Source organism: Methylibium sp. T29-B (assembly GCF_000576225.1).
In the GTDB taxonomy this organism is placed as follows: domain Bacteria; phylum Pseudomonadota; class Gammaproteobacteria; order Burkholderiales; family Burkholderiaceae_C; genus Methylibium; species Methylibium petroleiphilum.
Genome location: NZ_AZSN01000119.1, coordinates 1 through 11,542 on the forward strand (window position 1 = coordinate 1; position 11,542 = coordinate 11,542).

The 11,542-nt window shown below is 62.4% G+C and carries 14 protein-coding genes, 1 tRNA gene and 1 pseudogene; 3 read left to right on the plus strand and 13 right to left on the minus strand.

All coding sequences use genetic code 11. The features are described 5' to 3' along the window. The first annotated feature begins 656 nt into the window (after nucleotides 1–656). The 3 genes and pseudogenes from Y694_RS26070 (at nucleotide 657) to Y694_RS16015 (ending at nucleotide 2,198) form a co-directional block, all read left to right on the plus strand. Nucleotides 657–1,846: pseudogene (locus Y694_RS26070) on the plus strand (translocation/assembly module TamB domain-containing protein). Between the two features lie 33 nt (nucleotides 1,847–1,879). After that, nucleotides 1,880–1,954, plus strand: a tRNA-Arg gene (locus tag Y694_RS16010). Between the two features lie 58 nt (nucleotides 1,955–2,012). Further along, nucleotides 2,013–2,198 carry a hypothetical protein gene (locus tag Y694_RS16015; RefSeq protein WP_036234259.1) on the plus strand — a complete coding sequence of 62 codons (186 nt, stop codon included), beginning with the start codon at nucleotides 2,013–2,015 and terminating at the stop codon, nucleotides 2,196–2,198. 199 nt (nucleotides 2,199–2,397) lie between these two features. Here the strand turns inward: Y694_RS16015 and Y694_RS16020 are convergent, their stop codons facing one another. The 13 genes from Y694_RS16020 to Y694_RS24380 form a co-directional block, all read right to left on the minus strand. After that, nucleotides 2,398–3,579, minus strand: a complete 1,182-nt coding sequence (locus tag Y694_RS16020) for a LysR family transcriptional regulator (RefSeq protein ID WP_081771419.1) — start codon at nucleotides 3,577–3,579, stop codon at nucleotides 2,398–2,400. Further along, complete coding sequence (locus tag Y694_RS16025) at nucleotides 3,576–3,857, minus strand: hypothetical protein (protein WP_036234262.1); 282 nt, start codon at nucleotides 3,855–3,857, stop codon at nucleotides 3,576–3,578. Before Y694_RS16025 ends, Y694_RS16020 begins: the two co-directional genes overlap by 4 nt. Before the next feature lie 61 nt (nucleotides 3,858–3,918). Continuing rightward, the gene (locus Y694_RS24370) at nucleotides 3,919–4,296 is read right to left on the minus strand and encodes a hypothetical protein (RefSeq protein WP_036249926.1); all 378 of its coding nucleotides are present in this window, start codon (nucleotides 4,294–4,296) and stop codon (nucleotides 3,919–3,921) included. Beyond that, a complete protein-coding gene (locus Y694_RS26560; RefSeq protein WP_255343849.1) occupies nucleotides 4,293–4,421 on the minus strand; it encodes a hypothetical protein in 129 nt (42 codons plus the stop codon). Before Y694_RS26560 ends, Y694_RS24370 begins: the two co-directional genes overlap by 4 nt. Before the next feature lies 1 nt (nucleotide 4,422). Continuing rightward, the gene (locus Y694_RS24375) at nucleotides 4,423–4,578 is read right to left on the minus strand and encodes a hypothetical protein (RefSeq protein WP_155935842.1); all 156 of its coding nucleotides are present in this window, start codon (nucleotides 4,576–4,578) and stop codon (nucleotides 4,423–4,425) included. Between the two features lie 11 nt (nucleotides 4,579–4,589). Next, nucleotides 4,590–5,156, minus strand: coding sequence for an N-acetylmuramidase family protein (locus Y694_RS16030; protein WP_036234265.1), 567 nt, complete (start codon nucleotides 5,154–5,156; stop codon nucleotides 4,590–4,592). Beyond that, nucleotides 5,156–6,223, minus strand: coding sequence for a heparin lyase I family protein (locus Y694_RS16035; protein ID WP_036234268.1), 1,068 nt, complete (start codon nucleotides 6,221–6,223; stop codon nucleotides 5,156–5,158). The genes Y694_RS16030 and Y694_RS16035 overlap by 1 nt, the downstream gene beginning before the upstream one ends. Further along, nucleotides 6,220–6,417, minus strand: coding sequence for a hypothetical protein (locus Y694_RS16040; protein WP_036234270.1), 198 nt, complete (start codon nucleotides 6,415–6,417; stop codon nucleotides 6,220–6,222). Before Y694_RS16040 ends, Y694_RS16035 begins: the two co-directional genes overlap by 4 nt. Then, complete coding sequence (locus Y694_RS16045) at nucleotides 6,417–6,659, minus strand: hypothetical protein (RefSeq protein ID WP_036234272.1); 243 nt, start codon at nucleotides 6,657–6,659, stop codon at nucleotides 6,417–6,419. Before Y694_RS16045 ends, Y694_RS16040 begins: the two co-directional genes overlap by 1 nt. A gap of 29 nt (nucleotides 6,660–6,688) precedes the next feature. Next, nucleotides 6,689–7,399 carry a LamG domain-containing protein gene (locus tag Y694_RS16050; RefSeq protein WP_036234274.1) on the minus strand — a complete coding sequence of 237 codons (711 nt, stop codon included), beginning with the start codon at nucleotides 7,397–7,399 and terminating at the stop codon, nucleotides 6,689–6,691. Beyond that, nucleotides 7,396–8,112, minus strand: a complete 717-nt coding sequence (locus Y694_RS16055; protein ID WP_152543574.1) for a hypothetical protein — start codon at nucleotides 8,110–8,112, stop codon at nucleotides 7,396–7,398. Before Y694_RS16055 ends, Y694_RS16050 begins: the two co-directional genes overlap by 4 nt. Beyond that, nucleotides 8,109–10,691, minus strand: coding sequence for a phage tail protein (locus Y694_RS23595; protein ID WP_197028802.1), 2,583 nt, complete (start codon nucleotides 10,689–10,691; stop codon nucleotides 8,109–8,111). Before Y694_RS23595 ends, Y694_RS16055 begins: the two co-directional genes overlap by 4 nt. 349 nt (nucleotides 10,692–11,040) lie before the next feature. Continuing rightward, entirely contained in the window at nucleotides 11,041–11,472 is a 432-nt protein-coding gene (locus Y694_RS24380) for a hypothetical protein (protein ID WP_036234283.1), read from the minus strand. Between the last annotated feature and the right edge of the window lie 70 nt (nucleotides 11,473–11,542).

Below are 11,542 nucleotides of genomic sequence, written 5' to 3' on the forward strand. Positions count from 1 at the left end.
CCCGCGGCGGCAGGGGGCGCCGCGCCCACCCGACGCGACGGCGGCCCGCCCCCCAGGTCGCGCCGCTGCCGCTGGTCGTCGCACGCGAGCTCGCGTTCGAACTGCAGCAGGGAGAACAGTTGCTGCGCTGGCAAATGACGCCGGGCAGCGTCGACGTGCTGGGCGCGGTGCTGCGCTGGCAGACGCTGCGCTGGCAGCGCCAGAGCGAGCGGCCTCCGCAACTCGACCTGCAGGCCGACGTCGAACCGTTCGAGGTGGCGCGCCTGCTGCGGCGGCTGCAGCCCGATTTCGGATGGGTCGGCGATCTGCGCGTCGGCGCGCAAGTGCGCGTGCGCAGCGATCCGGCGGTCAGCGCGCACATCGAGATCGCCCGTACCGGCGGCGACCTGCAGGTCAACGAGTTCGGCAGCATCCAGCCGCTGGGCCTCACGGACGCCCGACTCGAGTTCATGGCCGAGTCCGGCCTGTGGCAGTTCAACCAGCTCGTCGCCGGCGCCCAGCTCGGGCGCGTGGTCGGCGCACAGACCGTGCGCACCGCGCCCGACCTGCTGTGGCCCGCCCCTGACGCACCGGTCGAGGGCGCGCTGCGGGTGCAGGTCGAGAACCTGGGCGCCTGGGGGGCCTGGGTGCCGGCCGGCTGGCGCCTGGGCGGGCAGATGGACGGCACCCTGCTCGTCGGGGGGCGGTTCGGCGGTCCCGATCTGACGGGGCAGCTCGCCGGCCGCCAGCTCGCGCTGCGCAACACACTCGAAGGCGTGGCCCTGTCCGACGGCGAACTCGATGCCCGCTTCGATGGCGACACCGCCCGGCTGACCACGCTGCGGTTCAAGGCCGGGGAAGGCGAACTGCGCGCCAGCGGCGACGCGCGCCTGGGCGACGCGCCCCAGGCTCGGCTGCAGCTCACGGCCGAACGCGCCACGGTGCTCGGCCGCGTCGACCGGCGTGTCGTCGCCAGCGGCCAGGCCAGCCTGGCACTCGATGCGCAGACGATCAGGATCGACGGCGACTTCCGGGCCGATGAGGGCCTGATCGACATCAGCCGCAGCGACGCGCCCACGCTCGGCGAGGACGTGACCGTGCGCCGCGCCGGCGACGCCACGGCGGCGACCGAGACGGCGGCGCCGCGCACACCGCGCACCGTCGACCTGCGCCTGGCGGTCAACCTCGGCCCGCGCTTCAAGCTGCGCGGACGCGGCTCGATACCCGACTCGAAGGCGACCTGCGCCTCACCACGCCGGGCGGCCGGCTGGCGGCACATGGCGAAATCCGCACCGATGCAGGCACCTACGAGGCCTATGGCCAGAAGCTGGCGATCGAACGCGGGGTGATCACCTTCGTGGGCGACATCGCCAATCCGCGGCTCGACATCCAGGCGGTGCGCGCCAACACCGACACCCGCGTCGGCGTCATCGTCGGCGGCAACGTGCAGTCGCCGCGGGTGCGGCTGTTCTCTGACCCCGAGTTGCCCGGCACCGAGAAGCTGGCGCTGCTGGTCACCGGCCGCAGCTATGACAGCCTGGCCGGCGGCGATGTGCTGCTGCTGCAGCGCGCCGCGTTCGCGCTGCTGGCCGGCGACGGCGCCGACGGCAAGAACCCGCTGGACGTGGCGGGCCTGCTGCGACTCGACGAACTGTCGGTGCGGCAGAGCGACGGCGCCGTCAAGGACACCGTGGTCACGGTCGGCAAGCAGATCTCCGACCGGGTCTACGTAGGCTACGAGCGCGGCCTGAACGCCACCGCCGGCAACTGGCAGCTGATCTACCGCATTGCGCAGCGCTTCACGCTGCGCGCCCAGTCGGGCGAGGACCCGGCGGTCGACCTGATCTGGATCTTCCGCTGGAACTGAGGCCGCAGCTGGCCTCCTACAATCCAGCCCGCCGCCACCGTAGTTCAATGGATAGAACGGCCGCCTCCTAAGCGGCAGATACAGGTTCGATTCCTGTCGGAGGCACCAAAATGTCGTTTCCAATCAACGTCTTGCCGATTCAGTTCGGGCGATTTTCGGAGACGACATGACCACAGACATCGTTGACCGGCTGCGCGCCCCGCGGTTCACGTTCCAATTCGCCGAAGGTTCGGCGAAGATCAGGCCGCGCCCGACCCCGCGACTCCCGACGAAGCTGGCCCTAGACGCGGCGGATGAGATCGAGCGCCTGCGCCGCGCCCTTGCGTCCAAGCAAGCGGAGATAGACGCCTGATGCTGGAGCACTGCCCGGACGAGATGACGCCCGAGCAACGCGCCGAATGGGCCCGACATCAAAGGCCTAGCTTTGTGCCGCCCGGAGCCGAGGTCTCGGTGGTTGAGTGGCCGAAGCTCTAGACAGACCGCCTCTGGCCTGCGGCCGGAGCGCTCCGACCGGATGGACAAGCTCTAATCTGTAACCCAGGGATACAGCCCTAGCGCTGTTCAAGCATCTCCGGGCACACCGTAGCCCTCGCAACCTGCCCGAACGCATCGCTGTACGTGATCGCGGTCATCTCCCGATCGGACACGTAGCCGCTCCGAGCCGAGTACGCATCCCGCGCCGCGATGGTCGGATGCTGGATCACCGTCACCCCGGAGTGCTCGCGCTCGTGCTTGTGGTGGAGGTGGCCGGTGTGGACGTAACGACGGGTCGTCGTGCCCCAGATGGCCGGGAACTGCGCCGCGAACAGCAGCGGCAGGCTGTCGGGCTTCCGAAGGTGGCCGTGATGCCAGCCAAGCATCGTCTTGCCGTGCTGGTGGACGTAGTAGGGTAGCTCGGAGTCGATCACCGACACGCGGGGTTCGTTCTCATACAGCAGGCCGAACATCTGCCTCAGCCACACCGACGAGGCCATATCATGGTTGCCCTCGGCCATCAGGACGACGACCCTGGCGTGACGTTGCAAAGCCACGTCGATCGTTCTCCGAAGGATGCGGATTGCAACCTGCACGACCTTGGAAAACCGGGAGTCGCTGTCGAGTTGGTGCCCGCTGGTCGGGGTGACTGCCGCTAGCCCGTCTTGGTGCAGGAAGTCTCCGAGCTGGGCGATCACCGCCGTCCCCGCAGGAGGGCAGGCCGCGACCAGGTGCTCCACTGCGCCGATGACCGTTTTCTCTGCAATGGCAAGATCCCAATCCGCGCCGGTCTCCTTGCCCCAGGCTTTGGCCCCGACGTGAACGTCAGTCAGGGTGATGACGTTGCACAGGGACTCTGAGACATGTTTCGGGGCCTTCAGCGGAGCCAGCCGTGGCGTCTCTTCCAGCAACGAGGCCACGGCCTCGCGGATCATCTGCTCCCGCTTCTCGTCATCGACCTTCGTCTTGACCCATTGGAGCTTGGGTTTGCCGTCCTCCCCGTACAGAGTAGACGTTCCCTTGAGCATCAGCGGATCGGGAACGATGTGAGTCAGGTCTTGGCCTGGTGCGTAGCCTTTCAGAACGGCCCGGTTCGTCGCGGCCTTGATCGCCATCCGAACGGTGCCGTAGTTCAAGCCCAATGCTCTTGCAGCGGCCCTCATAGAGCCGTGCTGGTTCACGGCATCGATGTACTTGCACTGAGTCTCGCTGGCCCAGAACTTGAGTTGCTCGTCGACGTGCTCGATTGGGCTGCTCATGCACGCTTCCGTTTCTTCTTCGGCAACGCGACAGGAACCCCTGTGGCCGGGTCTAGCTCCAAGATGGTCTTGACCATGCCTAGAGGAATCCGATCCCTCGCGGCCATGATCTGATCGCTGACTGCCGTAGTCAGGACGACCGCTGTTTCGTCGATGCTTTCTAGCCAGCCGACTTGATGGAAGATGACGGCGTGGGCTTTGGGGGCGCTGGATCGGTCGATCCAAGTCGCGTCGTCCACTACCGAGGCATCCTCCCAAACAACAAGGATGAGCCTCATTGGCAAAGCTCCACGACCCCGGCCGCACAAGCGCACTTTCGATACTGGATCGATGTGTCGATCAGAGCCCGGGTCGTCGACCCGAAGGAGTCATCGACCAAGGCTGAAGTGGGGGCACGAGGCCACCGCCAACGATCCCTGTTCTGGCTTCGTTGATGTCGCGCACGACGCTAGGGTCATGGCGGCACTCACGATAGGCAGGCACCTCGCGAATGACCGTATCCGCCCGCTGATTGATCGTGACATGCTTCACCTCGATCTTGCTGATTGCGGCTGCAGCAGCTTTGGCAGCGGCCTCACCGGCTTGCTTGGCTGCTTCGCTCACGGCGGATTGCTCGGCGGTCTTGTTGTCCTGCCCAGCGCCGTAGAACCACCAGCCGGTCGCGGCATGGCTGGCGCCTAGCATCACGACAGCGGCCAATACGGCGTAGATGTTCACCGCCACGCCTCACGAACCGACCGGAACGTCAGAGACAGGATCGCCATCGGCGCAGCGGCAGAGAAGCCCAGGCCGAGGACGAGGATCACGACTGAAGCCAGGAGCTTCTCCGTGAAGGCGCGCATGTCAGCTCCGGAATGCGTCAGCCTTGGCCTTCGCGGCTTCCACCTCAGCGACGATCTTTGCGATCTTCTCCGGGTGACGCTTGAGGTTGTGGTGATACCAGAAGGCGCCGCCGGCAAAGCCGAGCACGCCGAAGAATGCAGCGAAGATGAGTTCCATGATGGTTCCTTTCAGGAGGTTGCCCACTTCCGGTAGGCGGCGGATAGCTTTTCGTCGTAACGGTTCTCGTAGAAGCGAGGGCCGTTGTAGATGCGGGCGAAGGTCTTCCAGTCGCCTCGCTGGAGTTCGTCGGCTAGACCTTGGTGCTCGATGAACGCGATGAAGGCGTCAAGCTGGGCGCCCTCCGATTCCTGCATGGCCTTGACGAACTCACGGACCCCAGCGAAGCCGACGATGACGTGGTTGAAGCCCATGATCTGGAAGCGCCCCCACGATGCAGACTTGCACGCTGCGTCGTAAGCGAGGGACTGCGCTTCCTTGAGGCGGTCCTGCTCTTCCTGCCACGTCTTTCCGTAGTGGATGCGAGTCCAGTTTGGAAAGCACAAGGTCGGGTGGGACTGCGCGTAGGCGCCCTTGGTCAGCTTGTAGAACCAGTGCCCCTCAAACAGCGTGACCACCGACCCGTCAGGATTGAACCCGCCGCGCGGGGCTTCTACTTCGCAGACAGCCCGGACAGCCGCGAGCGGGCAGTGCAGTCTCTGGGCGGCGCGCTCGAAGTCCTGCGTGGCGAGTTTCATCACCGCGCCAGCACGTAGGACCGAAGATCGGATTCGCTGTACTTCGATCCGGTCGGGTCTTTGACGTAGACCGGCGCCTTGAACAGGACTCGGACAGCGGTCGGGCTAGACCAGTTGGCATAGTCCCAGGGGTAGAAGCCGAACTTCTGCCACGTCGGGTTCTGGTCGATCGTGGCGTAGCCGGTGGGGCCGGCGTAGTTCGCGAACTGCACGCCATCGCGCCAGGCCTGGAAGTAGCCTTGACCACCCGCCCGCGGGTCGATCCGCATCTTGATGACGAATACCGTCCATTTCGTCTTCGGGATACCGGGAGAAGCAAAGGTGCGGGTCTGGTTCGTGGCCTGTGTCGGCGGGCTGTTGGTGTTGCTGCGAACGAACAGCATCAAGCGATCCTTCTCGGCCTGGATAGCAGACCAAGGATTCACCGTTTGGCTGGTGGTCTGGTGGTACTGCGAGATCACCGCTTGGAAGTCATAGCCTCCGTCCGGCATCAGGAGACCGAAGGCGTGCCAGATGTCCACGTAGGGCTTGATCGACCCAGATTGCACCGTCCACCAACTCACCTCGCAGCGCTTCGAACCGCCACCGCCGGCCGTGCTGTCGTTGCGGGTCGGCGCAAACAGCAGCACTTGCTTAGACGGATCGAGCGGATCGGCGACCTTGCCGAAACGCTTGCCGGCCGGGCTCGTTGAATTGAAGTAACCAGCGGAGTCGCTCAGGGACGAGACGCCACCAACACCAACGCCGGCACACTCCAGACCGGCGCCGCCCTTCTGCTGGGCGAACGGCTTGTTCGCATCAAGCTCCGCGAACACGTCGGCTGCCGCGATGGAACTGGCGGGAACGACAGGCGGGACCGGCGTCGAGGCAGGGGGCGTTGGTGCCGGCGCACCCTGAAGCACGGATACCGCAGCCTCAAGATCGGCAATGCGCTTGCTCAGGCCAGGATCGGCGGGGATCGTGATCGACTGTCCCGGGATGACTTGCTGCGGGACTTGGACCGTCACGTCCGCGAAGGACGAAAAAAAGGCGCCCGAGAGCGCCAGAAGGGCAACGAACTTTTTCATGGGGTTCCTTGGGTTGCACGAATCTCTTCGCGCTTTTGGTAGACATTGCCGGTCACGTAGGCGCCGACCGTTCCGAGAATCACGAGGCTGTAGGTGCCGGCGTCGATCTTTCCGAACCACGTCAGGACGGTGGTCGCCACGCCGCAGCCGAGGCACAGCAGGAATCGCCGGCCTCCGAACTTGTTGAGGTCCATCAGAGATCACCCGGCCCGGTGTGCTCGATGTAGCCGCGCTTGCGGGGCTTGACCCACCCATGACGCTCAGCGATGCCACGGAAGATCCGCTTCCACAGCCATTCGAAGATCAGGAGTACCGAGTAAAGAGCGGCCAACATCGCAGCCGCATCGCCCCATGAGTTGATCCCGATGTCTGCGATAAAGACGGCCACCCATGCGGAGCTGCCTTTCACGATGCTGGTCTTGGTGTCGTGTTCCATGTCATGTTCTGGTGAATGTTTTGCCAGGGCTACGAGTTTGGGAAATGGGCTGTCGGCGGCGTGAAGGCGCCCGTGTACCTAACGACACCCTTCGTCACTCGAATTGGGCCAAGCCGCCCATCAAAGTAGCTTGATGCGATGAAGAAAGGCTCCGCAGAGCCTAGCTTTAGGTCTCGTGTCGACGCGGGGATGGTTGAACTGGATACGGTAGATCCACCAGCAGAAGCGCCACCGACCCAGAAAGCGTAAGCAGCGCCGTTCTTCGTCACGGCCCAATGCACCCAAGCATTGCGCGGCACGTCGAGAGAACTGACGGAGCCGCCAGTCGCCCCCGCCGCGTAGCACTGGAGTTGGGCGTTGTTGTCGATCCAGATGTGAAACCCGACCGACTCAAAGTTGTTCATGTTCGAGTAGATCGGCTGGGCTGCGGCCGGTATGGCGGTGATGTAGATCCACCCCTCGACCGTAGCTAGCCCCGAACCGAAATCGAAATCTGTCGATGTCGGGATCAGCAGGTAGTCGCCCGTACCGTCGAACAGGGCCGCCTCGTCGCCGAATGGAGCGGTGTCGTCGCTAACTTGGGCGTTGCCGACCGCCGTGACACTGTGGGCCGAGTTGCTCTCGTCAACGAAAGTCGTACTCCCGTCCGTCCCCGTCATCGGGAGAAGAAGCACGACGCTGGAGAAGTCCGGGTCAGGTCCACCACCACCGCCAGACGCCGTGTCGATGAAGATGTTCATGCGAGGGTGCGCGTGTACTTGATCGTGAAGCTCATCCCCAGGCAGGCGCTGTTTGAGGTTGTCGTGATGACAATATCGTCACCAGCAACGAACACGTTCGAACTCGCGTGGGCCTGACTCTGCTCGGAGCTTGAAACGGAGTTCGCAGTACCGCCCAGGGCCGTGGTGTTGATCTTGAATGTCGCAGTGACCGTACCGCTTTCAGAGATCGTCGTTGTCTCGGTGATCGTCCCACCATGGGCGGCTTTGACGACGATCTTGTATGACTTGTCGGCAACGGTCCCGATATAGCCAGCCATCATCTCGTCAGTCTGCGTCGTCGAGGCACCACTGCCGCCCGCGCTACCGCCGCCATGAACACCACCTGGCCCGCCGCGGTCATCCGTGACGCCCGTCACTCCAGAACCGTCGGTAACGACGATCTCGACGCGGGCATAGTCGGTATCGTTGTTGTAGTTGGTGTTGGCGGTGCTGAAGTCGAGCGTCCCGTCGGACTTGTCCACAGAGACATAAGTCGTGACGCTCGTCCCAAAGGTGTGGTTCTCGTCACTCTTCGAGAACCCGCCCCAACGACCGCCGTTGTATCCGCGAACCAGCCCAGTCGTGGTACTTGGCTTGTTGGAGTAGCACCCGGTCCAAGCGATCCCTAGAAAGTTCTCATTCACCTGCACTTCAGGCGAAGCGGAAGCATTGATGGTTTGAGGAAAGGTCATGCTGCTGCCTGTAGTTCAGTGCCCCGGCCGACTTGGGCAGAGAGTTGGTAAACGCCGACGTAGACGGTTGCTTGAGGGCTACCAAAGTCGGTCGTCTGATCTGCCGAGCTGTACTCGACACTCGTGGTCGTTGAGGTGAGCGTGCGAACGACGGTCGTGTAGGTGTTGTCGTCATAGATGTCGATCGAATAGGCTTCCACCGACTCACCCAGAGGGATAGAAATCCCCAATGGGCCGATCGTTCTGGTGGAGAGTCGTGAGCGCCTTTGCCAGGTCAAGGTGATGTCACCCGAGTCCCTGGTGGCCCTCACGTCGAACGGGCTGAACGGCTTGAGGCCGACACCCATGTTTGTGAAGAGTTCGTCGTCGGCCGTATCGAGCTGCCTTCCAAGGGTCACGCCACGGTAGGTTCTTTCGATGCCGAGTTGGCCGGTCTCCATCGGAACCCTGCGCATGCCCGCTGCCTGAAGCAGCAGGAAGGTTTCCCCACTGGTGTGGCCTGTCATGGCCCATTCAGTCCCCCTGGAGCCCCTCAGAAGCCCGCTGAGGATGTAAACACCTGTGCTGATGAGCGATGCTGTCTTGAACTGCCCCAGTTCCCAACGACCATCCACTCCGATCGCGTATGCGTTGATGGACTGGTCGTTGAGGATCGCGTCACGAGTAGAGCTGCTGAGTTCACCCGAACCAACATCAACCGTCACCGTGCTTACTTCATCGAAAATACGGGGGCCGGTCCAATCAGCAAGCGTCGTGGAGCATGTACCGAAGATCGCTCGTTCCGTGATGGTTGACAGCGTTGCGCCGTCTGGCATTAGCCTGAGAGTGCCGCCGGGCCACTTTTCTCCACCGTTCTGCATGACATAGAAGCCAGCGTCGTTGTCGGCGTCACGCAGAATCGGGCCGTCAAACAGTTCAGTGACCGTCGGCGAGCTGTTCCGAACGAGGCTTGTCGATGTGTAGTTCTCGTCCGTGGCGGCTGCGCTGTTGACGATGGTTGCATCGTCCAGAACACATTCGAGCGTCCGGATCAATCCGCTGTCTGTGATCTTGGTAACCCGAACCCGGTAGGTGCTCTCGTCGCTGTTGACAAGGAGAACAACGTCGTTGACCTCGACGCCAGCATATTTTCTCGTCACGTTGATCGGGCCTATCGACAAGAGGCCGACAGCAATATCCATCGTCGCAACGTCAGCCAGCTTCTTTGCCTCAGCCGGCGTCAAGGCGAGCGCAATTTCTGTCACCGAATCAGAGGTGCTCTCTGTGATGAGGCGTTCTCCAGCCTCTGCGCCTGTTTGGTAGTCTTTGAGTGCGTTGAGGTACTTGACCGTTACCCTTGAAGCCTGCTCGATATCGTTCGATCGGCGAATTGGGAGTGGCTCAGCAATAGGGTCTGCCTCGCTGGCTCCCATATCCTCATAAGGGATGGTCACAACAGAGGACGAACCTCTGTAACCACCAATGATCTGATCGCCTTCGGTTAGGTGAGCAAGGTAGCCACTACAGAAAATCTCAAGGACCGCTCGTGCGGTTGTCACTTGGTTGATCGACAGCCCACGAACGGTCTTCGAATCGAACGCTGACACATCGAAATCGGAGGCACCAAGAAGCCCAGTTCTTTGCAGGATTTGGGTCACGGCGTCTTCAAGCGTCTGATCTACCGGCGTGACGAGTCCCGTGGTTCCATCCGACACCTCGACGACTTGATAATCATCATCGTGCAGTTGCTTGCCGAAGGTGATCCGAACGTTGTCAACGTTGACCGTATCGGCTGTGTCGTTGTTGGTCGTTCCAAGCAAGACGACGTTTGCGACGCTAAAAGCTGCTGAGTGAGTTCCCGAGTAGACCGCTGTCCCATTCCTTCGGATCACTAGCGTTCCGCTGCTGTTTCTGTCAACGGCAATGTCGTTCCAGCCTGGGAGGATTGGGAATTCAATATTCCCGCTCCCGAGCGGTGCGTCGAGCGCGACGTACATCGTCTCTTCAAAACTACCGACTGTGATAGGGCCGGCAGCGAAGAAGTGATTCCCGTCGTTGTCTCCTGTGTTCGATATCTTCGTGGACACCTCGAAACAGAACGGCTCGTTCGAAGCCACTGGACGAGACGCAGATGGAGTGATCGTTAGCTTGTTTGCGCTAGCCTTCGATCCAGCAAGCCCGCCGGCCCCGAACCTCGCATCAGATGTGATCGCCACATCACCAGAGGCAACGGCTGAATGCGCGTAGTCAGACTGATCGACGGGGCTGCTGTTGAGCGTCATGAGCAGCCACGTATCCCGGTCCGGCGATATGGTGGCGTGCTGTACTACTTCGAAGTTCAGTAGTGGAAGTTGGTCTCCACCAGCGCAAACCAAGGATTTGATGAAAACGCCTGACCTGTGCCTGTAAGCCGGCGTGTTACCGACCCCGAAGAATGCCTCCATGTCCGGATCTGGGAGTTGATCGGCAGCCCCCGTGTAGAAGGTCATTCGCTCCCACGAATCGGTCGTTTGGCTCGCGTCGATGCTCTCGTCATCAGCATCTGCATCAGCCGTCCAAATGAGCTTTCCGTAACTCCACACACGACGAAGCCCCTCCATCTCGTTCGCTGTGAGGAGGTAAAAGACATCAACGACCGTCGTGTAGGTCGTGGAGTCAACGCCAGGGGCGCCCTTCCCTCCCGTGGTTTGCGTGTGGGCTATTGCTCGCTTCTCGCTCGCCCAGGCGATGACACCAGGGACACGGGCGACGCCTATGACGTATGGAAGAGGATCACCGTAGTTCGCCCTGGGACTCTTGAGAGATCGGGATAGGGCGCGTTGACCTTCTGGTTTGGATCGAGGCCGGCCGAGAGACCATAGACGACTGCAAATGTCTGGAGGCCGGCGGAAGGCCCACCAAAGTACGTCGCGACAGCCGCGGCGGCAGCAGAGAGAACGAAGCGCGCCATTACTCGACCCCCGGCATGCGGTAGACCTGAAGAGTCCTGCTTCTGGTGTCTTCATCGAAACGGTGTTCCACGACCTTCGTTCCGTTTGCGTGGATCAACGAGAGGCCACCGGGATAGTCACCAAAGATGCCCATGTGCGCGGCGTGCCTGCGTGGGCTTCTCGGATGGCAGACCACAGGAACGTCACCCGGCATCGCTTCGATCAACGGGACACGAGTCATGAACTGATCGCAGTAGGCGATGAGGCTCGCCCCGTCGGGGAGTCGGAGGTAGCCGGTCACGTCCATCTCAGGAGGGACGATGCCAAGCTCTCTGGCAACACCGATCACCAGGCCAGCGCAGTCAACGGCAACACCCTTGAGGCGTTGCTGATGTTGGTAGGGCGTGCCAATCCAGCCGCGGGCAGCGGCCACCACTTGAGCGCGGTTCATGCGGAGGCGTCCGCCGCAGCGGTGATCTTGTCCTGACCAGGGACGTGGGGCTCTCCACCGATGTGCGCGC